Consider the following 20816-nt stretch of genomic DNA (forward strand, 5'->3'; position numbering starts at 1 on the left):
TTCTATAAATGATCTGGATGAGGATATGAGCCGTTATCAACCTCCGTTGACGCTGACGACAAAGATGCTGGCGCTGGTAGCCGACATCAGTGAGCAGATCGGCCAGCTCTCAGCCGGCGACGATAGCCGCCAGACGCCTCAGCTAAGGCGCGGTAATCGGATCCGCACCATTCAGGCTTCGCTCGCGATCGAGAACAATACCCTCAGTGTCGAGCAAGTCACCGCTGTGCTGGAGGGTAAGCGAGTCCTGGGCCTGCCACGGGAAATCCAGGAAGTGCGCAATGCGTTTGCAGCCTATGAGGCGATGCCGCACTGGACGCCGGGTGATCGTGCCGACCTGCTGAAGGCCCACGAATTGCTGATGTTCGGATTGATAGACGATGCCGGACGGTTTCGTCAGTCGGGGGTTGGTATTTATCGTGGCGAACAACTGGTCCATATGGCGCCGCCTGCGAGCCGCGTGGCGCAGCTGATCGATGATTTGCTGCAATGGCAGTCAGCTTCAGATTGGCATCCCTTGATTGCCAGTTGCGTATTCCATTACGAGTTCGAATTCATCCATCCCTTTGCAGACGGTAACGGACGAATGGGGCGGCTCTGGCAGACGTTGATACTCAGCCAATGGCGCCCGGCGCTGGCTTATCTGCCAGTGGAGGCGGTCATTCGGGATCAGCAGGACGACTACTATGCCGCGCTTTCGGCGGCGGATCAGCAGGCAGAAGCGACGCCCTTCGTTGAGTTCATGTTGCAAGCCTTGAGCCTGGCGTTGGCCGAGGCGGTGTAAAACTGACTTCATAAAAAATGCCCGCATCTCACAATGCGGGCATTCCTCTTAAAGCTTCAAACTTGCCGCTTGAAGCTGCCCCTCTTACTGATCATCAAAATACCGCTCATGCCAATCCACCAGCGGCTGCGGCGAATTAAGCTTCTGCCCGTAGATCACCGAATAAGACAGCACGTTCTGCACATACTGGCGGGTTTCGTCAAACGGGATGCTTTCCACCCACACGTCGAAGCTCAGGTGATCGGCACCGCGCAGCCATTGACGCACACGGCCGGGGCCGGCGTTGTAGGCGGCGGAGGCGAGCACACGGTTGCCGTTGAACTGGCTGTGCACCTGGCTCAGGTAGGCGGCGCCGAGCTGGATGTTTTTGTCCGGGTCCAGTACCTGGGCCGGGGAGGCCAGGGGAATGCTGAACTTGCGCGCGGTTTCCTTGGCGGTACCCGGCATCAGTTGCATCAGGCCGCTGGCGCCGACGCCGGAGCGGGCATCGTCCATGAAGGCGCTTTCCTGACGGGTAATTGCGAATACCCAGCTCGAATGCAGGCCGCGCACCTTGGCTTCGCGCACCAGGGTATCGCGGTGGGCCATCGGGAAGCGGATGTCCAGGTCGTCCCAATATTGCGCCTGGCTGATTGTGCGGATCGCCGGGAAGTACCACTTCATGTCATAGGCCAGCTTCGCCTGCGCGACCATTTCATCGCGGTTGAAGTGACGGCTGACGTGGTACCACTCGCGGCGGCCATCGACGATCTGGCCACGGGCGTAGAATTCCAGAGCACGGCGTACACCTGGGGTATTGCGCACTTTATTGATCAGCGCCTGGCTCATCACCAGCGGCTTGTTGTTCAACTGGTAAGGGGTCTTGGAGCGGTCGGCGGCGAGGAAGCCGTAGAAGTCGCGCTCCTTGGCCACGTTTTTATACAGCACCAGCGCCTGCGGGTTTTTCGGTTCGGCCAGCTCCAGGCTGCGCGCCTGCCAGTAGCGCCAGCGGTTGGTGGTGGCCAGGTCCTGGGGCAGCTTGCGGGTCAGTTGGTAGGCATCTTCCCAGCGCGCCAGGCGCAGCAGCAGGCGCAGGCGCCATTCGGAGACGGTATTGTCACGTAGCTCCGGGTCGTACTTCGTCATCACGTCCAGGGCGCGGGGATCGTAGCGACGGGCGAGGGTCAGGCCGATTTCCCGAGCGATCGAGACTTTTTCGTCACGGGAGAAGTGCATGGTGCTGGCGTAACCGTCCAGCAGGGCCATGGCCTTGTCCGGGTCCTGGCGGGCCAGTCGGCGCAGGCCCAGGCCTACGGCGTCGGACATGGCCTCGGTGGCCGGCAGGAAACGGGACGGGTCGCCCAGCATGTCGGGTTTTTGCGCCACGTCGATCATCAGGCGGCCCTGGGCGCCGAGCGTCGGCAGGGTTTTCACCAGGCTGTTGGCCAGTGCGTAGTTGCGCGCTTCGGCAGCAAGCTTGGTGCGGTCCCAGATTTTCTGTTCGGTCAACTGGCCGTCAGATGCCCACTGGCCAAAGGTCACATCACAGGCGGCCGGTTGGGATTTGCCGGTCATCCAGAGTTTTTCGGCGGTCTTGTAGCCTTCGGCCTTGAGGTTGTGGGTCAGTTGGTACTGGCCGTGCAGGCAATCCAGCTCGACGAAATTGAGCTTGGTATCGTAGTACTTTTCAAAGGTCTGCCAGTCGCCCCGTTCGGCCAGCCAGCGCAACCAGCGCAGTTTCATCCAGTTGGCCTGGGGCAGGTCGCCGTTTTTGGCGAGAAACTGTTCGATTTCCTGGTTGCTCGCGGTTTTAAGGCGTGCGGTCAGTTCGTCATACGCCAGGTACGGCGTCAGCGGGTAGTCGGCCAGGGCCTGGCTGTATTGCATATACGGGCCACTGTCACCCTTGGCCAGGGCGCGCTTGGCTTCATCGTAATATTGACGTTGGGTAGTGAGGTCCACGGCCTGGGCAGATTGAACGGCGGTGGCGGAAAGAAGCAGGCAGGATAAAAAGTTGAAAAGGCGACTGCGCATGAGACGTCCGTGCAGAGAAATCACGACTAGCACCGGCATCGCCGACACTGATTGCCCCTAGCTTAGCCTTTTGCCAGCGGCCGGCGAAAGCTTTGCCGGCCGGTTGGTTCAAGTTCGCGGCAAATGTCCTGCAGAACGTGTCGGCAGCGAAAATGCAGGCCGCATCCCACCCTCAACTCAGGTAGAATGCGCGCCCAGTTTTTGGAGAAGCGTATGACCCTGCTCAAATTCAGCGATGTGTCCCTTGCTTTCGGCGCTATGCCGTTGTTGGACAAGGTGTCCTGGCAGATCGCCCGTGGTGAGCGGGTGTGCATCATCGGCCGCAACGGTACCGGTAAATCCAGCATGATGAAGCTGGTAAAAGGCGACCAGAAGCCCGATGAGGGCTCTGTCTGGCGCGCTCCGGGCCTCAAGATTGGCGAATTGCCGCAGGAATTGCCGGTAGCCGACGAGCGGACAGTGTTCGACGTGGTTGCCGAAGGCCTGGACGGAGTTGGCGAATTGCTTGCGCAATACCATCACCTGGCGCAGAACTGCGTCACCGAAGCCGACCTGGACAAACTGATGCACGTCCAGCAAGACCTCGAAGCCCGTGACGGCTGGCGCTTGCAGCAATTGGTCGACAGCACCCTGAGCCGCCTGCAACTGCCGGCCGACAAGACCCTCGCCCAGTTGTCCGGCGGCTGGCGTCGTCGCGTGCTGCTGGCCCAGGCGCTGGTGTCCGAGCCGGATCTGCTGCTGCTCGACGAACCGACCAACCACCTGGATATCGGCGCCATTGCCTGGCTGGAAGAAGCCCTCAAGGATTTCCAGGGCGCCGTGCTGTTCATCACGCACGACCGTTCCTTCCTGCAAAACCTGGCCACCCGCATCCTCGAACTGGACCGTGGCGGCCTGATCGACTGGAACGGCGACTACGCCAGCTTCCTGGTGCACAAGGAAGCCGCACTCTCGGCTGAAGAAACCGCCAACGCCCTGTTCGACAAGAAGCTGGCCCAGGAAGAAGTCTGGATCCGCCAGGGCATCAAGGCGCGCCGCACCCGTAACGAAGGCCGCGTGCGCGCATTGAAAGCGCTGCGGGTTGAGCGCAGCGAACGCCGCGAGCGCACCGGCAAGGCCAATATCCAGCTCGACACCGCCGACAAGTCGGGCAAGCAAGTGATGGTGCTGGAAAACGTCAGCTTCCATCATCCGCAAGGTCCGTTCCTGATCAAGGACTTCTCCATGGTCCTGGCGCGCGGCGACCGTATCGGCCTGCTGGGCGCCAACGGCACCGGCAAGACCACCTTGCTCAAGCTGATGCTCGGCGGTCTGCAGCCGACCAGCGGCACGGTGGAAGAGGGCACGCGCATCGATGTGGCCTATTTCGACCAGTTGCGTCACCAGTTGGACCTGGAAAAAACCGTGATCGACAACGTCGCCGAAGGTCGCGACTTTATCGACATCGACGGTCAGAGCCGCCACGTGCTCAGCTACCTGGGCGACTTCCTGTTCAGCCCGCAGCGTGCGCGTACACCGGTGAAAGCCCTGTCCGGTGGTGAGCGCGCGCGCCTGCTGCTGGCCAAGCTGTTCAGCAAGCCGGCCAACTTGCTGGTGCTCGACGAACCGACCAACGACCTCGACGTGGAAACCCTCGAGCTGCTTGAAGAGGTCTTGCTGACCTTCAACGGTACCGTACTGATGGTCAGCCACGACCGGGCATTCCTCGATAACGTGGTCACCAGCACCCTGGTCTTCGAAGGCGAGGGCAAGGTGCGCGAGTACGTCGGCGGTTATCAGGACTGGCTGCGCCAAGGAGGCTCGCCGCGCCTTTTGGGCGTGACCGAGAGCAAGTCCGGCAAGGCCGACCTGACCTCTGCGGTCGTCGCGCCTGTGGCCGCCGCTGCTCCGGCACAGGAAGCTGCACCTGCCACCAAGAAAAAGCTCAGCTACAAGCTGCAGCGCGAGCTGGAAGCCCTGCCGGGCGATATCGACGCCAAGGAACAGCAGATCGCCGCAGTAGAGGCAGAGATGGCTGACGCCGGTTTCTATCAGCGCCCGGCGGCGGAAACCGCCAAGGTCATCGCCACCCTGGAGACGTTGAACCAGGAGCTGGAAGCGTTGGTTGAGCGTTGGGCTGAGTTGGATGCCTGAATGATCGGCCCGCAATGAAAAAGCCCGGCGCTCTTCCATGAGCGCCGGGCTTTTTCATATGAAATGCGATCCAAATGTGGGAGGGGGCTTGCCCCCGATAACGGTGTATCAGTCACCCGATGCATCAACTGACAGACTGCTATCGGGGGCAAGCCCCCTCCCACACTTGATTTTCAGCGGCCTTACTTGCTGGTGTCTTTAACCAGCTTGACGGCCAACACATCACACGGCGCACCATGCAATACATCATTGGCAGTAGAGCCCAGCAGCAACGCCAAACCATGGCGACCATGGCTACCAACCACAATCAGGTCGCAGTCGTGTTCCTTGGCCAGATGATGGATTTCCTGACGCGGTTGGCCGTAGGTGAGGTGGCACGCCTCTTTGTTCAATTTAGGGTATTTGAGGATCAGGCGCTCAAGGCGCTCCTTGGCCTGGTCAAATTGCTGTTGCTGCAACTGGGAAAGGTCCATGGGCACGTCGCCGCCGAAGGCCATGGCCATCGGCTCAACGATATGCACCAACGACAGTTTGGCGCCATTGGCGATTGATGATTCCTGCGCGCGCTTGATCACTGGATCGCACTCTTCGGTCAGGTCGACAGCGACCAGAATATGTGTGTAGGGCATGGGGCGTTCCTCCAGGGGGACTGCAATAAAGTTCAGTATGGCTGCTTTCAAGCGCAAGCGGTTGCGTCAGGTCAAATCCGCTCATCTAGAAATTGGGGAGTACACATATGACGGTCTGGATAGTGGTGTCAATCCTTGTCGTGGTGCTGAGCCCTCTGGCATGGCTGCGTCCCTCGCGCCATCAGAGCGGGCGCATGGCCCTGCGCATGGAGGCGCGCCGCATCGGGCTGGCCATGCAACTGGCGCCCCAGCAATGGCCGCACTGGCTCAAGCAAGAGCCGCCGAGCCCCTGCGCGCAGTACTGCCGGCCACGACGCGGCAGTGCGCCGGCCCTCTGGAGTTACTGGCAGTTGGAGCCGGGGGTATGGGTCAACCAATGGCGCGAGGTGTGTGTGGATGAGAAGTTGTTGCCGCATTTTTCGACGCTGCCGGCCAACGTCTACAAGGTCGAGGCCGACAAGCAAATGATCGCCTTGTATTGGGGCGAGAAGGGCGACGCAAGTGTGTTGGAAAATATTGATGCGCTGCTCAAGGCGTTGGCCTGATTTAACCCACTCATTGTAGGAGCGAGCTTGCTCGCGAAAAGCCTGAGAGCGACGCGTTAAACCTGAGTCACCTGCGTTACGGTTGGCGATTTTCGCGAGCAAGCTCGCTCCTACAGAAAAACCAGAAGGCCGGGCAATAAAAAGCCCGATTCATCATCGGGCTGGAGCTGGCCAGGCAGGCCGGTAAATCTTTAAGTTGCGGTGAGCCTAGCCACCGATCCCTTTCTGTACAGCGGTTTTCCATATCTTTCCTATTATTGATCCTGTGAATATTCAAATATTGACGGGTTGCCATCCTGCGCTTCGGGTTCTGAACTGACTGGAAAGTCGCGTTTTTCCTAGCCTTTGGAGCGATTGACAATTGCCCGGAATTGGATGAAGGTGGCGTACCCAAATCAAACGGGCGTATGAATTGAGCGTTTGTCCTACAGACAGCTCGGACATAACCCCGACTATCGCACTGGCGGGTGTGCCTGGCGGATTGGCGTGAGCATTGATGCAGCTGTCAATGTCCAACCAGAGGCCAGCGTCCGGTGTGTACTGTTCAGCTTCCATATCGTGGAGATCAGTTGATGATTTACGAAGGTAAAGCCATCACGGTTAAGGCTCTTGAAAGTGGCATCGTCGAGCTCAAGTTCGACCTCAAGGGTGAGTCCGTCAATAAGTTCAACCGTCTAACCCTGAATGAATTGCGTCAGGCCGTAGACACCATCAAAGCAGATGCATCGATTAAAGGCGTGATCGTTTCCAGCGGCAAGGACGTATTTATCGTCGGCGCGGACATCACCGAATTCGTCGACAACTTCAAGCTGCCCGATGCCGAGCTGGTGGCTGGCAACCTCGAAGCCAACAAGATTTTCAGCGATTTCGAAGACCTCAACGTACCGACCGTTGCCGCGATCAATGGCATCGCGTTGGGCGGCGGCCTGGAAATGTGCCTGGCGGCCGATTTCCGCGTCATGTCCGCAACCGCCAAGATCGGCCTGCCTGAAGTCAAACTGGGCATCTACCCGGGCTTCGGCGGCACCGTGCGCCTGCCGCGCCTGATCGGGGCCGACAACGCTATCGAATGGATCGCCGCCGGCAAGGAAAACCGTGCTGAAGACGCGCTGAAAGTCGGCGCCGTCGATGCCGTGGTGGCTCCGGACAAACTGGCCGAAGCCGCGCTGAACCTGATCAAGGGCGCCATCAGCGGCGAATTTGACTACAAGGCCAAGCGTCAGCCGAAGCTGGAAAAACTCAAGCTCAACGCCATCGAACAAATGATGTCGTTCGAAACCGCCAAAGGTTTCGTGGCAGGCCAGGCCGGCCCGAACTATCCGGCGCCGGTTGAAGCGATCAAGACCATCCAGAAAGCCGCGAACTTCGGTCGCGACAAAGCCCTGGAAGTGGAAGCGGCAGGCTTCGTCAAACTGGCGAAAACCTCGGCTGCCCAAAGCCTGATCGGCCTGTTCCTGAACGATCAGGAGCTGAAGAAAAAGGCCAAGGCCTACGACGAAATCGCCCGCGACGTGAAACAGGCTGCCGTACTCGGCGCCGGTATCATGGGCGGCGGCATCGCTTACCAGTCGGCGTCCAAAGGCACGCCGATCCTGATGAAGGATATCAACGAGCACGGTATCGAGCAGGGCTTGGCGGAAGCCGCCAAGCTGCTGGTGGGCCGCGTTGATAAAGGTCGCATGACCCCGGCGAAAATGGCTGAAGTGCTCAACGGCATTCGTCCTACGCTGTCCTACGGCGATTTCGGCCACGTCGACCTGGTGGTCGAAGCGGTTGTCGAGAACCCGAAGGTCAAGCAGGCGGTACTCGCGGAAGTTGAAGCCCAGGTCAAGGACGACACCATCCTGGCGTCCAACACCTCGACCATTTCCATCTCGCTGCTGGCCAAGGCCCTCAAGCGTCCGGAAAACTTCGTCGGCATGCACTTCTTCAACCCGGTGCACATGATGCCGCTGGTGGAAGTGATTCGTGGCGAGAAGTCCAGCGAGGAGGCGATTGCCACCACCGTTGCCTACGCCAAGAAAATGGGCAAGAACCCGATCGTCGTTAACGACTGCCCGGGTTTTCTGGTCAACCGCGTGCTGTTCCCGTATTTCGGCGGTTTCGCCAAGCTGGTCAGCGCCGGTGTGGACTTCGTGCGCATCGACAAAGTCATGGAGAAATTCGGCTGGCCAATGGGCCCTGCGTACCTGATGGACGTAGTCGGTATCGACACCGGCCACCACGGTCGCGACGTGATGGCTGAAGGCTTCCCGGACCGCATGAAGGACGACCGCCGCTCGGCGATCGACGCGCTGTACGACGCCAAGCGCCTGGGCCAGAAGAACGGCAAGGGTTTCTACGCCTACGAGGCCGACAAGAAGGGCAAGCAGAAAAAAGTGGCCGACCCGTCGGTGCACGAAGTGCTGGCTCCGGTCATCTACGAACAGCGTGAGGTGTCAGACGAAGACATCATCAACTGGATGATGATCGCCCTGTGCCTGGAAACCGTGCGTTGCCTGGAAGACGGCATCGTCGAGACCGCCGCCGAAGCCGACATGGGCCTGGTGTACGGTATCGGTTTCCCTCCATTCCGTGGTGGTGCGCTGCGTTACATCGATTCGATCGGTGTGGCCGAGTTCGTTGCCCTGGCTGACAAATACGCTGATTTGGGCCCGCTGTACCACCCGACCGCGAAGCTGCGTGAAATGGCCAGGAACGGCCAGAGCTTCTTCGGTTAAGTGCCCAGACGACTAGAGCGAGAATATTTATGAGCTTGAATCCAAGAGACGTCGTGATTGTCGACTTCGGTCGCACGCCGATGGGCCGCTCCAAGGGCGGCATGCACCGCAACACCCGCGCCGAAGACATGTCGGCGCACCTGATCAGCAAACTGCTGGAACGCAACGTCAAGGTCGACCCGAACGAAGTCGAAGACGTGATCTGGGGCTGTGTGAACCAGACCCTGGAGCAGGGCTGGAATATCGCGCGCATGGCGTCGTTGATGACCCAGATCCCGCACACCGCGGCCGGCCAGACCGTGAGCCGCCTCTGCGGTTCGTCGATGAGCGCGCTGCACACCGCTGCGCAAGCGATCATGACCGGTAACGGCGATGTGTTCGTGGTCGGCGGCGTGGAGCACATGGGCCACGTCAGCATGATGCACGGCGTCGACCCTAACCCGCACATGTCGCTGTACGCGGCAAAAGCCTCGGGCATGATGGGGCTCACTGCGGAAATGCTCGGCAAGATGCACGGCATCACCCGTGAAGCCCAGGACGCGTTCGGCCTGCGTTCCCACCAACTCGCCCACAAGGCGACCGTGGAAGGCAAGTTCAAGGATGAAATCATCCCGATGAACGGCTACGACGAGAACGGCTTCCTGAAACTGTTCGACTACGACGAAACCATTCGTCCGGACACCACCCTGGAAAGCCTGGCGGCTCTGAAGCCGGCGTTCAATCCAAAGGGCGGCACCGTGACAGCCGGTACTTCGTCGCAAATCACCGACGGTGCCTCGTGCATGATCGTGATGTCGGCGCAGCGTGCCCAGGACCTGGGTATCCAGCCGCTGGCGGTGATTCGTTCGATGGCGGTGGCGGGTGTGGACCCGGCGATCATGGGCTATGGTCCGGTACCGGCCACACAAAAAGCCTTGAAGCGCGCGGGCTTGACCATCTCCGATATCGACTTCTTCGAGCTCAACGAAGCTTTCGCCGCACAGGCCCTGCCCGTGCTGAAAGATCTGAAAGTACTCGACAAGATGAATGAGAAGGTTAACCTGCACGGCGGCGCGATTGCCCTGGGCCACCCATTTGGTTGCTCCGGTGCACGCATCTCCGGCACATTGCTCAACGTGATGAAGCAAAATGGCGGCAACCTTGGGGTTGCAACCATGTGCATTGGTCTCGGCCAAGGCATTTCCACCGTCTTCGAACGCGTTTAACCGTTCGCTTGATGGAAGCCGGGGCCCAGTGCCCCGGTTTTTGTTTTTTGGATTTTTTTAATTTTTTTTCAACACATTTTGTAAGAGGGTCAGAGCATGAAAGTCGAACCAGGGCTCTACCAGCATTATAAAGGTCCGCAGTACCGCGTTTTCAGTGTGGCGCGGCATTCCGAGACCGAAGAAGAAGTGGTGTTCTACCAAGCCCTGTATGGCGAATACGGCTTTTGGGTGCGCCCCTTGAGCATGTTCCTGGAGACCGTCGAAGTTGACGGCGAGCAAGTCCCGCGCTTTGCTTTGGTGCAGCTCGAACCCAGTCTTTTTTCAGGGCAATAACGGCCGGTCGCGCAGAATGCTGCGCTTGACCTCACCTTGTTGCCACTATATATAGCGTTGCCGCGTCAGGCGCCAACTGCCTTTCACTTCTCGAATTCAGGAATTTTCCGATCCATGGGCAAATCGCTGGTCATTGTGGAATCCCCGGCTAAGGCCAAGACCATCAACAAGTACTTGGGCAACGAGTACGTGGTGAAGTCGAGTATCGGCCATATCCGAGACCTGCCCACCAGCGGTTCGGCTAGCGCCAGCAAGGAGCCAGCCGCCAAGCGCGGCAAGGCGGCTGCGGGCGAAGGTCCGGTACTCACGCCTAAAGAGAAAGCGCGCAAGCAGTTGGTCTCGCGCATGGGTGTGGACCCGGATCATGGCTGGAAGGCCAAGTATGAAATCCTTCCGGGCAAGGAAAAGGTCATCGAGGAGCTGCGCCGGCTCGCCAAGGATGCTGACACCATCTATCTCGCAACCGACTTGGACCGCGAGGGGGAAGCCATTGCCTGGCACCTGCGCGAAGCCATCGGCGGTGACGACAGCCGCTACAAGCGCGTGGTGTTCAACGAAATCACCAAGAAAGCCATCCAGGAAGCCTTCTCCAAACCGGGCGAGCTGGACATCGACCGTGTCAACGCCCAGCAGGCCCGGCGTTTCCTCGATCGCGTGGTGGGTTACATGGTCTCGCCACTGCTGTGGGCGAAAATCGCCCGTGGCCTGTCCGCCGGCCGTGTGCAATCGGTTGCGGTCAAGCTGGTGGTGGAGCGTGAGCGTGAGATTCGTGCGTTCAACCCCGAAGAATATTGGGAAGTCCACGCTGACCTCGGCACTGCCAAGGGCAACAACGTACGCTTTGAAGTGGCCCGCGAGAACGGCGAGGCGTTCAAGCCGCTGAATGAAGCCCAGGCCATGGCCGCGCTGGAAAAGCTCAAGGCCTCCAGCTACAGCATCGTCAAGCGTGAAGACAAGCCGACCAGCAGCAAGCCGTCGGCACCGTTCATCACCTCCACCCTGCAGCAGGCAGCAAGCAACCGCCTGGGCTTTGGTGTGAAGAAAACCATGATGATGGCTCAGCGTCTGTACGAAGCCGGCTACATCACTTACATGCGTACCGACTCCACCAACCTGTCGCAAGACGCAGTGGCGATGGCGCGCACTTATATTGAAAGCGAATTCGGCAAGAAGTACCTGCCGGAAAAGCCCAACGTCTACAGCAGCAAGGAAGGCGCACAGGAGGCTCACGAAGCGATTCGTCCTTCCGACGCCAACACCGAGCCCAGCAAGCTCAGCGGCATGGAGCGTGACGCCGAGCGCCTCTACGAGCTGATCTGGCGCCAGTTCCTGGCCTGCCAGATGCTGCCGGCGCAATACCTGTCCACCACCGTCACTGTGGCAGCCTCCGACTTTGAGCTGCGCGCCAAGGGCCGGATCCTCAAGTTTGACGGCTACACCCGCGTGATGCCGCAAATCGCCAAGCCGGGCGACGACGACGTGCTGCCGGATATGGCGCAGGGCGATACGTTGAAGCTGATCAAGCTTGATCCGTCCCAGCACTTCACCAAGCCGCCGGCGCGCTATTCGGAAGCCAGCCTGGTCAAGGAGATGGAAAAACGCGGTATCGGTCGTCCTTCGACCTATGCGGCGATCATCTCCACGATTCAGGACCGTGGCTACGTGGCGCTGCACAACCGTCGCTTCTATTCGGAAAAGATGGGCGACATCGTCACCGAGCGTCTGTCCGAGAGCTTCTCCAACCTGATGGACTACGGCTTCACCGCCGGCATGGAAGAGAACCTCGATGACGTCGCCCAGGGCGAACGCGACTGGAAAAACGTGCTGGACGAGTTCTACGGCGACTTCAAGAAGAAACTCGAAGTGGCCGAGAGCCCTGAGAGCGGCATGCGCGCCAACCAGCCGGTGATGACTGACATTCCGTGCACCACGTGTGGTCGGCCGATGCAAATCCGTACCGCCTCCACCGGCGTGTTCCTGGGCTGCTCGGGCTATAGCCTGCCGCCCAAAGAGCGCTGCAAGGCCACCGTCAACCTGGTACCGGGTGATGAAATCGCCGCCGATGACGAGGGTGAATCGGAGTCGTTGGTACTGCGCGGCAAGCACCGTTGCCCGATCTGCAGCACGGCGATGGACGCCTACCTGCTGGACGAGAAGCACAAGCTGCACATCTGCGGTAATAACCCGGATTGCAACGGTTACGAGATCGAAGAGGGCACTTACCGCATCAAGGGCTACGAAGGTCCGAGCCTGGAATGCGACAAGTGCGGCAGCGAAATGCAGCTCAAGACCGGCCGTTTCGGCAAGTTCTTCGGTTGCACCAACCCGACCTGCAAGAACACCCGCAAACTGCTGAAAAGCGGTGACGCGGCGCCGCCGAAGATGGACCCGGTGAAGATGCCCGAGCTCAAGTGCGAGAAGGTCAACGACACCTATATCCTGCGCGACGGCGCTTCGGGCTTGTTCCTGGCCGCCAGCCAGTTCCCGAAAAACCGCGAGACCCGTGCGCCGCTGGTGCTGGAGATCGTGCCGCACAAGGACGAGATCGATCCCAAGTACCACTTTCTGTGTGAAGCGCCGAAGAAGGACCCGGATGGTCGCCCAGCCGTGATCCGCTACAGCCGCAAGACCAAGGAGCAGTACGTGCAGACCGAAGTCGACGGCAAGCCTACTGGCTGGAAAGCGTTCTACGAAGGCGGCAAGTGGAAGGTCGAGGACAAGCGCCAGGGCGCTTGATTGAGTAATCCGGGAAATACAAAGGCCGCCTTCATAGGCGGCCTTTTCTTGGTGTAGGAGCGAGCTTGCTCGCGAAGGTCGTTAACGATGACGCGAGAAATCTGATACACAGTGGTGCTCTAAAGTTTTTCGCGAGCAAGCTCGCTCCTACAAGCCAGCATCACGCCTAATTCGTTGTGGAGATTGCCGTCATGGCCAACGAACTCTATACCCGTACCAATCAGAAAATTTATTTTGCGGGTTTGTCCCTGGAAGCCCTAGGCCGCGCCGAGGTGGGGAAGGAGATGAATGCCATCGCGCTGGTCCAGGCGGGGCGTGAAGCCGCTCTGTTTCACCTGTATGGCGCGTTGCTGGGGCTATGCCATGAAATTGCCGGGTTCTACCGCCTGCCCCAGGCAGGTTCGCCTCGGGCGGAAATGATCATGACCCGGGAAGTGCTGGAAACCATGGCTATCCCGGAATTGGCCGAGCTGGTGGAAATGGCCCAGAGCCCGGACAGTTGGGTAGCACGCCTGCTCAAGGCTCATGCCGACATGTTCCAGCCGCCCCGCGTTCCCCATGTACCCAAGGGGGATGTGACGCAGCCATTGATCGTGGCGGTTGCAGTGGAAGCGGATGAACCCAAGCCTTTGAGCCGCGAAGAGCTGGAAAGCTGGCGTCAGGAGCTGAAAAAGCTGGCATTGCGCTTTCGCGAAGGCCTGAACGAGTGCTGAGCGGGCAAGCCTGCACACGACAACACTGATATAATCCCGCGCTTTCGTGGAGAACAGACTTTTATGCCAACGTCCTTTCTGGAAATTGTTGAACTGCCTGACGGCCGAATCGAGCTGCGCCGGGCTGAGGATGAAGGTTCTCTGGTCACCCTGGACTTCTCCGAAGACGCAAAAGCGTTCCTGCAAGGCCAGCATGTGGAAGTGGCTAAAGCCATGTTGAGCGTTGGGGTGCAAATGGCCGGTCGCTTGGCTGAAGGCGAGCCGGAAAAGGAAGATGGCCCAAAGGTCCTTCACTGAGCCCGGTGTCACCCGCTCATTCCTTATCCCAGTCGAATATTCAAACTCTGCGCATCACCTGTGTGTGCGGCACTGATCAACTGCTGCTTGGCCGTTGCGTTCAACGGGTTCAGCCAGCTCACCACCGTATGGCTACGGCCAAGGCGCAAGGCTTCACAGGTCAACTGTTGAGCACTTTGCGCGCCCCGCGGTTGCAGCAACAGAATCCGTTCACGGTTGAGGCCGGCATCCCGTAGCCAGGCCTGGGTCAGGCTGGCGGGCGGGGCGATCAGCGTCAACCAGCGCGCATCCTGCTCCTCACTGAGTTCGCGCAGAATCGGCGCCAGCAGGCTCAAGCAGCTCCCGGCAGCACCACGCAACGACAATTCACTGAATACCTCGGGTTCGCAGCTCCAGGGCGCTTCGACCGTTTCCTTGAGGATGGGCGCGAGGGGCTGCGCCATAAAGGCCTCGAACAGCGACAGTTGTGTGTGTTGTGGGGTGTGCACGAGCTGCATGATGTCTCCTTTAGCGGCGAATGACGCCGACACTCAGGCCTTCGATCACCAGGTCCTGGTCTTTGAGGTTCACTTCAATCGGCGCGAACTCCGGGTTCTCGGCCATAAGCCAGACCTTGCTGCCTTCACGCTTGAAGCGTTTGACGGTGACTTCATCGCCGATCCTGGCCACGACGATCTGGCCATTGCGGGCTTCGCGGGTGGTGTGAACGGCCAGCAGGTCGCCGTCGAAAATGCCTACGTCCTTCATACTCATGCCGTGCACACGTAGCAGGTAGTCGGCGCGAGGATGGAAGAAGGTCGGGTTGATGTTGCAGGACTCCTCGACGTGCTGTTGCGCCAGGATCGGCGCGCCGGCGGCTACCCGACCAATGATCGGCAGGGTCGATTCGTCGGCCTTGGCTTCGAAGCCAGGGATGCGAATGCCGCGTGAAGCCCCTGGGGTCATCTCGATCGCGCCTTTGCGGGCGAGGGCCTTGAGGTGTTCTTCAGCGGCGTTGGGAGACTTGAAACCCAGTTCCAGCGCAATTTCGGCGCGTGTCGGCGGGTAACCGTTGTCATCAAGGCAGCGCTTGATAAAAGCCAGAATCTCAGCTTGGCGTGGCGTCAGTTTTAGCATGTTGATCGCTCTGTCTTTTTATACAGTGACTGGGATTATATACAGTGAATCGCGCTTGGCAATCATCCTTTTCTGCGCCTCCGCTGGACGGTCATTCATCACCTGCACTGCGAGGCGAAGACAGCGCTGCCTACAGACCGTGGAGGATGTGATTAAATAGCGACGAAACAGGTGACTGCCCGGCCGGAAAACGGCTCCGCAGGCTTGACAAGACATACCCTGAAACGTATGTTTCAAACAAGTGTTTGTCAGGCGGAGTAGCCATGGCCCAGTCGGAAACCGTTGAACGCATTCTCGATGCTGCCGAGCAGTTGTTCGCGGAAAAAGGATTTGCTGAAACTTCATTGCGGCTGATCACCAGCAAGGCTGGGGTCAACCTCGCCGCCGTGAACTATCATTTCGGCTCAAAAAAGGCCCTGATCCAGGCAGTGTTCTCGCGCTTTCTGGGGCCGTTCTGCGCCAGTCTTGACCGTGAACTTGAACGGCGCCAGGCCAAAGCCGACAACAAGCCGGGCCTGGAAGAGCTGCTGGAAATCCTGGTTGAGCAAGCCCTGGTGGTCCAACCGCGCAGCGGCAACGACCTGTCTATCTTCATGCGTCTGCTGGGTCTGGCGTTCAGCCAGAGCCAGGGCCACTTGCGACGTTACCTGGAAGACATGTACGGCAAGGTGTTCCGCCGCTATATGTTGCTGGTCAATGAAGCCGCCCCGCGTATTCCTCCGATCGAACTGTTCTGGCGCGTGCACTTCATGCTCGGCGCCGCCGCCTTCAGCATGTCCGGGATCAAGGCGTTGCGCGCGATTGCCGAGACCGATTTCGGCGTCAATACGTCCATTGAGCAGGTGATGCGCCTGATGGTGCCGTTTCTGGCCGCAGGCATGCGCGCCGAAACCGGTGTGACCGATCAGGCCATGGCCGTGGCCCAATTGCGCCCGCGCAGCAAATCCACTCCCACCCTCGCCAAGGTTTGACCGCTGCGGGTGTGCGTGGCCGCTTGCATCCGCTAAGCTAGCCGCCATGCCGATTTCAGCTATTTACGCGCAACCCGTTTTGCTTACCGTACCTGGTAGGAATGACGGGTTGTGCGCGTTATTTAAGGAAGGTTTATGACTGCTGCCCTGCAAGGTTCTCTGATGGTCGACGTGGCCGGTACCTGGCTGACGGCCGAGGATCGCCATCTGTTGCGCCAACCTGAAGTGGGCGGCCTGATCATTTTTGCGCGCAATATCGAGCACCCACGACAGGTCCGCGAGCTGAGCGCAGCAATTCGTGCGGTGCGCCCGGACCTGCTGCTGGCGGTCGACCAGGAAGGCGGACGCGTGCAGCGCCTGCGCCAGGGCTTCGTACGCTTGCCGGCCATGCGCGCGCTGGCGGACAACCCCAACGCCGAGTACCTGGCCGAACAGTGTGGCTGGGTCATGGCCACCGAAGTACTGGCCGTAGGCCTCGACCTGAGTTTCGCGCCGGTGCTGGACCTCGATTACCAGCGCAGCGCCGTGGTCGGCACCCGTTCGTTCGAAAGCGATCCCGAGCGCGCTGCCGTGCTCGCCGGCGCTTTTATCCGTGGAATGAACAGCGCCGGCATGGCCGCCACCGGCAAGCACTTCCCCGGTCATGGCTGGGCCGAGGCAGATTCCCATGTTGCAATTCCCAATGACGAGCGCAGCCTGGAACAGATTCGCGCCAATGACCTGGTACCGTTCGCACGCCTGAGCAAGCAGTTGGCCGCCGTGATGCCGGCGCATGTGATCTACCCGCAGGTGGACAGCCAGCCCGCCGGCTTCTCACGCCGCTGGTTGCAGGAGATCCTGCGCGACGAGCTGCAGTTCGACGGGGTGATCTTCAGTGATGACCTATCCATGGCCGGTGCCCATGTGGTGGGCGATGCGGCCAGTCGTATCGAGGCGGCACTGACGGCGGGTTGTGACATGGGGCTGGTATGCAACGACCGTGCGGCTGCCGAATTGGCGCTGAGCGCGGCGCAGCGAATGAGGGTCACACCGTCGGCGCGCATTGCGCGTATGCGTGGGCAGGCGGTTGCATCGACTGATTACAAACAGGATCCACGCTGGCTGACGGCCCTCACAGCGTTGCGAGACGCTCAGTTGATTGAATAAACGTCGCCTGTGCTGTTGACGAGGCTTGGTGTAGGAAGCGTCTGGATGTGGCTGTAGCTGTCTCTTACCGCAGTGTAAGAGTTGCCCTGCTTTAAAACCCGTTGCTGACCGCTGTAGAGTTCTGTCCCATGAATGACCTGATTGCACGTATCGTTGAGTTGGATTGGCAGGAGTTCTTTGACTCTCGTTCGCTGGAGCGCGGGTTTGAGTATGCTGGCGAAAATCGTCTTGAGATCAAAGAGTTCGGACATAACAGACTGATTGCACATTGCAGGGGGTCTGGCCGCAATGTCTATAGTCTGGCGATTACTCTGGAGGGGGCCACATCCCGTTGGACGGGCATCAGATGCGTGTGCTCTTGCCCTGTGGCGATCAATTGCAAGCACGCCGCTGCGGCCCTGTTTACGTTGACCGCGCTGTATGAAGAGCTGAACGAACCGAAAAAGCAGGTGGCTGACCGCCTGAGCCCGCAGCTCGAAAGCTGGCTTGAGACTATCCCCAAGCCCGGCCAGGAGGGTGAGACTCAGCCCAAGAATACCGGTACCTGCTTGCTGTACCAAATCACTCCCGATGTGTATTCCAATGGCTGGTCATTGGAAGTGTACCGGGCGCGCGTGACGAAAAAAGGTGACTACAGCGATATCAAGCCGCTGTATTCGATGGACGAAACATTGCGGCGTGCCCCTGGCTATATGCATGAGCTGGATACGCGGATTGGTCGACTGCTGATGCTGGGCCGGTCTTATGGGAGCTATGGCAGCAGCTTTCAGTTGGCCGGCGGGATGGGGGCCGAAATTCTCCAATTGGCGCTGAAAACCCAGCGCTTGTTTCTTGAGCTGAGCCCAGGACTGGCGCTTAACCCTGGCCCGGCCTGCGCCGCTCGTTTTGATTGGGCCGTGATGCCCGATGGCAATTATTTGCCCCGCTGGGTCAGCGACAAGCGCGAGTTGGACGAAGTGCTACCCCTCAAGCCGCTTCATTATCTTGACCTCGATAACATGACGATCGGGGTGGTCGAGCACGGGTTGGATGAAAATCTGGCCATGCATCTTTGCGCCTTGCCGGTGATTCCAGCTGATCAAGTCGCCTTATTCAGTCATCGCATCAGCGCGGCGTCCAAGGCGATTCCTCCGCCGCACGAGCTGACCGAGCGCGTCGTGGATACGTTGGAGCCTCAAGGGTGTCTCACATTGGGAAGCGACGAATCCTACGTGTACAGCCAGGCCGACTATCGGCGGATGCCCACCCTGGAACACCGCGCCGCCCTGGCTTTTCGTTACGACACAAGCCAGGTCAGCGGCAAGGGCACTGAGGACATCCTGGTTCTCAACGGCACCGAAACCCAACGCATCCAACGCAAGCCCGCGGCTGAAAAAGCCTTGCGCAAGACGCTCACGAAAATCGGCTTTAAAACGGTCAATCGCAAAAGCGGTGCACTGCCTGTCGGTGCAGGAGAGATGTTCGACCTACCCAACGATGAAGCCTGGCTGGCTTTTATTGAAAGCCAGCTGCCGGTTCTGCGTGAAGCAGGGTGGGACGTCGTCATTCATCCGGGATTTTATTACAATGTGGAGGCTGTTGACGGCTGGTACGCGGACATTGAAGAGTCATCCGCTCACGAGTGGTTCGACCTTGAGCTGGGCATTGAGGTCAATGGCGAGCGGCACAGCCTGTTGCCCATCATGCTCGACTTGATGCGGCGTCAACCCAAGCTGCTTGACGCCACCTACATGGCCGAACGTGATGATGATGAGCGCGTGTTGGTCAGTTTAGGGCCGCGCACTCATACCAAAGTTGCGCTGCCCTACGGTCGTATCAAGCCTCTGATGGCGACCCTCGGCGAACTCTACCTGCGCGCACCTGAAGGCGACGCACTGCGGCTGAGTGCGCCGGATGCGGCAAGGCTCAGTAACCTGGATGCACTGCCTCTGGTCTGGCAGGGCGGCGAGCGACTGCGTGATTTTGCCAAGCGTCTTAAAGAATCCATACACGTTCATGTACCGGCTCCTCAGGGCCTGAACGCGGAACTGCGCGGCTATCAGCTCGAGGGTCTGAACTGGATGCAAACCCTGCGCGAGCTGCAGGTGGGCGGGATTCTTGGAGATGACATGGGCCTGGGCAAAACCCTGCAAGCCCTTGCACACCTGCTCTGTGAAAAACAGGCCGGGCGCTTGCAGGCCCCCGCTCTTGCGGTGATGCCAACCAGCCTGATCCCGAACTGGATGGACGAAGCCGCACGGTTCACGCCACAGCTCAAAGCCCTGGCGCTGCACGGCGCGCGCCGTCAGGCTGACTTCACGAGCTTGACCGATTACGACCTGGTACTCACCACCTACGCACTGTTGCCGCGAGACCTTGAAGTCCTGCAGGCTCAGCGCTGGAGCGTGTTGATTCTTGACGAAGCGCAAAATATCAAGAACCCCAACAGCAAGGCGGCCCAGGCTGCTCGTCAGTTGGAGGCTGGCCAGCGCTTGTGCTTGAGCGGTACACCGTTGGAAAACCACCTGGGCGAGTTGTGGTCATTGTTTCACTTCTTGTTGCCGGGTTGGTTGGGGGATAGCAAGACCTTCAATCGCGATTACCGCACGCCCATCGAGAAGCACGGCAACGCTCAGCGTATGCAGCACCTCACTGCGCGTATCAAGCCGTTTCTATTACGGCGTAAAAAGGAGCAGGTTGCCACGGAGTTACCGCCCAAGTCTGAAATCGTGCATTGGGTCGAGCTGAGCGACGCACAGCGGGATGTCTACGAAACCGTGCGTGTGGCCATGGATAAAAAGGTTCGCGATGAAATCAGTCGCCACGGGGTGGCCCGCAGCCAGATCATCATTCTTGAAGCCCTGCTCAAACTACGCCAGGTGTGCTGTGACCTGCGGTTGGTCAAATCGGCACCGACGACCAAGGCTGCAAAGGCTGATACTGGCAAGCTGGCTAGCTTGATGGAAATGCTTGAAGAGCTGCTCGGCGAAGGACGGCGAGTTCTGCTGTTTTCGCAGTTCACCTCGATGCTTGCGTTGATTGAACAAGAGCTCAAACAACGCGGGGTTGAGTACTCGCTCCTGACGGGTGACACCCTTGATCGGCGTACGCCCGTGAAAAACTTCCAGGACGGCAAGACACCATTATTCCTGATCAGCCTGAAGGCGGGCGGGACGGGCTTGAACTTGACCGCTGCGGATACCGTGATCCATTACGATCCGTGGTGGAATCCGGCGGTGGAAAGCCAGGCCACCGACCGTGCCTATCGCATCGGGCAGGACAAGCCGGTGTTCGTCTACAAGATGATTGCCCGGGGCACGGTGGAGGAAAAAATTCAGGCGTTGCAGTTGGAAAAGGCTGCATTGGCCGATGGGGTGCTGGAAGGTGGCGCCAGTGCGGGTTGGAAGCTGGAGCAGCGGGATATTGAAGCGCTGTTTGCGCCTTTGCCTGGCTGACGACCGCGGCGCGCCCTTCGGGGGGCAAGCCCCCTCCCACA

The 20816-nt window shown here is 59.5% G+C and carries 16 protein-coding genes and 1 pseudogene; 12 read left to right on the forward strand and 5 right to left on the reverse strand.

What is annotated here, in order from left to right; translation table 11 throughout:
- Positions 1-25 precede the first annotated feature (25 nt).
- Positions 26-781 (forward strand): annotated as a pseudogene (locus tag MRY17_RS07300) (Fic family protein); the annotation flags it as partial.
- Between the two features lie 87 nt (positions 782-868).
- On the opposite strand, the gene MRY17_RS07305 reads toward MRY17_RS07300, so the two are convergent.
- Positions 869-2797, reverse strand: a complete 1929-nt coding sequence (locus MRY17_RS07305; protein WP_191951387.1) for a transglycosylase SLT domain-containing protein — start codon at positions 2795-2797, stop codon at positions 869-871.
- Positions 2798-3010: 213 nt separating this feature from the next.
- Here MRY17_RS07305 and MRY17_RS07310 point away from each other — a divergent pair, with 213 nt between their 5' ends.
- Positions 3011-4930 (forward strand): ATP-binding cassette domain-containing protein, encoded by a 1920-nt coding sequence (locus MRY17_RS07310; RefSeq protein WP_243353505.1) that lies wholly within the window; start codon positions 3011-3013, stop codon positions 4928-4930.
- Positions 4931-5112: 182 nt separating this feature from the next.
- On the opposite strand, the gene MRY17_RS07315 is transcribed toward MRY17_RS07310, so the two are convergent.
- Positions 5113-5559 carry a universal stress protein gene (locus MRY17_RS07315; RefSeq protein ID WP_181282430.1) on the reverse strand — a complete coding sequence of 149 codons (447 nt, stop codon included), beginning with the start codon at positions 5557-5559 and terminating at the stop codon, positions 5113-5115.
- 107 nt (positions 5560-5666) lie between these two features.
- Here MRY17_RS07315 and MRY17_RS07320 point away from each other — a divergent pair, with 107 nt between their 5' ends.
- The 7 genes from MRY17_RS07320 to MRY17_RS07355 all read left to right on the forward strand — a co-directional run bounded on the left by MRY17_RS07320 (position 5667) and on the right by MRY17_RS07355 (position 14108).
- A complete protein-coding gene (locus tag MRY17_RS07320) occupies positions 5667-6104 on the forward strand; it encodes a hypothetical protein (protein ID WP_181282431.1) in 438 nt (145 codons plus the stop codon).
- Between the two features lie 572 nt (positions 6105-6676).
- Complete coding sequence (gene fadB, locus MRY17_RS07325) at positions 6677-8824, forward strand: fatty acid oxidation complex subunit alpha FadB (protein ID WP_191951386.1); 2148 nt, start codon at positions 6677-6679, stop codon at positions 8822-8824.
- Positions 8825-8853: 29 nt separating this feature from the next.
- Complete coding sequence (fadA, locus tag MRY17_RS07330) at positions 8854-10029, forward strand: acetyl-CoA C-acyltransferase FadA (protein ID WP_024074080.1); 1176 nt, start codon at positions 8854-8856, stop codon at positions 10027-10029.
- 96 nt (positions 10030-10125) lie between these two features.
- Positions 10126-10362, forward strand: coding sequence for a DUF1653 domain-containing protein (locus MRY17_RS07335; protein ID WP_181282433.1), 237 nt, complete (start codon positions 10126-10128; stop codon positions 10360-10362).
- A 114-nt stretch (positions 10363-10476) separates the two neighbouring features.
- Entirely contained in the window at positions 10477-13098 is a 2622-nt protein-coding gene (topA, locus tag MRY17_RS07340; RefSeq protein ID WP_181282434.1) for a type I DNA topoisomerase, read from the forward strand.
- Between the two features lie 191 nt (positions 13099-13289).
- On the forward strand, positions 13290-13811 hold the full coding sequence (locus MRY17_RS07350; RefSeq protein WP_181282435.1) for a DUF6586 family protein: 522 nt from the start codon (positions 13290-13292) through the stop codon (positions 13809-13811).
- A 63-nt stretch (positions 13812-13874) separates the two neighbouring features.
- Entirely contained in the window at positions 13875-14108 is a 234-nt protein-coding gene (locus MRY17_RS07355; RefSeq protein WP_124357516.1) for a hypothetical protein, read from the forward strand.
- Between the two features lie 23 nt (positions 14109-14131).
- On the opposite strand, the gene sulA is transcribed toward MRY17_RS07355, so the two are convergent.
- Complete coding sequence (sulA, locus tag MRY17_RS07360; protein WP_065886339.1) at positions 14132-14605, reverse strand: SOS-induced cell division inhibitor SulA; 474 nt, start codon at positions 14603-14605, stop codon at positions 14132-14134.
- A gap of 10 nt (positions 14606-14615) precedes the next feature.
- A complete protein-coding gene (gene lexA, locus MRY17_RS07365; protein ID WP_017137423.1) occupies positions 14616-15224 on the reverse strand; it encodes a transcriptional repressor LexA in 609 nt (202 codons plus the stop codon).
- 263 nt (positions 15225-15487) lie between these two features.
- On the opposite strand from lexA, the gene MRY17_RS07370 reads away from it, so the two are divergent.
- Together MRY17_RS07370 and nagZ are read left to right on the forward strand one after the other, a co-directional pair.
- Positions 15488-16195 (forward strand): TetR/AcrR family transcriptional regulator, encoded by a 708-nt coding sequence (locus MRY17_RS07370; RefSeq protein WP_181282437.1) that lies wholly within the window; start codon positions 15488-15490, stop codon positions 16193-16195.
- A gap of 135 nt (positions 16196-16330) precedes the next feature.
- On the forward strand, positions 16331-17341 hold the full coding sequence (gene nagZ, locus MRY17_RS07375) for a beta-N-acetylhexosaminidase (protein ID WP_243353506.1): 1011 nt from the start codon (positions 16331-16333) through the stop codon (positions 17339-17341).
- Here the strand turns inward: nagZ and MRY17_RS07380 are convergent.
- Positions 17326-17592, reverse strand: a complete 267-nt coding sequence (locus MRY17_RS07380; protein ID WP_243353507.1) for a hypothetical protein — start codon at positions 17590-17592, stop codon at positions 17326-17328. The two genes, nagZ and MRY17_RS07380, sit on opposite strands and share 16 nt — an antisense overlap.
- Positions 17593-17706: 114 nt before the next feature.
- Between MRY17_RS07380 and MRY17_RS07385 the strand changes: the two genes are divergently transcribed.
- Positions 17707-20775: a DEAD/DEAH box helicase gene (locus MRY17_RS07385; protein ID WP_243353508.1), complete on the forward strand. Its 3069-nt coding sequence runs from the start codon at positions 17707-17709 to the stop codon at positions 20773-20775.
- The last annotated feature ends 41 nt before the right edge of the window (positions 20776-20816 follow it).

It is taken from the genome of Pseudomonas orientalis (genome assembly GCF_022807995.1).
Taxonomy (GTDB): domain Bacteria; phylum Pseudomonadota; class Gammaproteobacteria; order Pseudomonadales; family Pseudomonadaceae; genus Aquipseudomonas; species Aquipseudomonas orientalis_B.

What these genes read in the sequence shown, in the direction of transcription:
- nagZ (WP_243353506.1), top strand. Translation starts at nt 16,331, where the DNA reads ATGACTGCTGCCCTGCAAGGTTCTCTGATGGTCGACGTGGCCGGTACC.
- topA (WP_181282434.1), top strand. Translation starts at nt 10,477, where the DNA reads ATGGGCAAATCGCTGGTCATTGTGGAATCCCCGGCTAAGGCCAAGACC.
- MRY17_RS07335 (WP_181282433.1), top strand. Translation starts at nt 10,126, where the DNA reads ATGAAAGTCGAACCAGGGCTCTACCAGCATTATAAAGGTCCGCAGTAC.
- MRY17_RS07320 (WP_181282431.1), top strand. Translation starts at nt 5,667, where the DNA reads ATGACGGTCTGGATAGTGGTGTCAATCCTTGTCGTGGTGCTGAGCCCT.
- MRY17_RS07355 (WP_124357516.1), top strand. Translation starts at nt 13,875, where the DNA reads ATGCCAACGTCCTTTCTGGAAATTGTTGAACTGCCTGACGGCCGAATC.
- sulA (WP_065886339.1), bottom strand. Translation starts at nt 14,605, where the DNA reads ATGCAGCTCGTGCACACCCCACAACACACACAACTGTCGCTGTTCGAG.
- MRY17_RS07380 (WP_243353507.1), bottom strand. Translation starts at nt 17,592, where the DNA reads ATGTCCGAACTCTTTGATCTCAAGACGATTTTCGCCAGCATACTCAAA.
- MRY17_RS07315 (WP_181282430.1), bottom strand. Translation starts at nt 5,559, where the DNA reads ATGCCCTACACACATATTCTGGTCGCTGTCGACCTGACCGAAGAGTGC.
- lexA (WP_017137423.1), bottom strand. Translation starts at nt 15,224, where the DNA reads ATGCTAAAACTGACGCCACGCCAAGCTGAGATTCTGGCTTTTATCAAG.
- MRY17_RS07350 (WP_181282435.1), top strand. Translation starts at nt 13,290, where the DNA reads ATGGCCAACGAACTCTATACCCGTACCAATCAGAAAATTTATTTTGCG.
- fadB (WP_191951386.1), top strand. Translation starts at nt 6,677, where the DNA reads ATGATTTACGAAGGTAAAGCCATCACGGTTAAGGCTCTTGAAAGTGGC.
- MRY17_RS07310 (WP_243353505.1), top strand. Translation starts at nt 3,011, where the DNA reads ATGACCCTGCTCAAATTCAGCGATGTGTCCCTTGCTTTCGGCGCTATG.
- MRY17_RS07305 (WP_191951387.1), bottom strand. Translation starts at nt 2,797, where the DNA reads ATGCGCAGTCGCCTTTTCAACTTTTTATCCTGCCTGCTTCTTTCCGCC.
- MRY17_RS07370 (WP_181282437.1), top strand. Translation starts at nt 15,488, where the DNA reads ATGGCCCAGTCGGAAACCGTTGAACGCATTCTCGATGCTGCCGAGCAG.
- fadA (WP_024074080.1), top strand. Translation starts at nt 8,854, where the DNA reads ATGAGCTTGAATCCAAGAGACGTCGTGATTGTCGACTTCGGTCGCACG.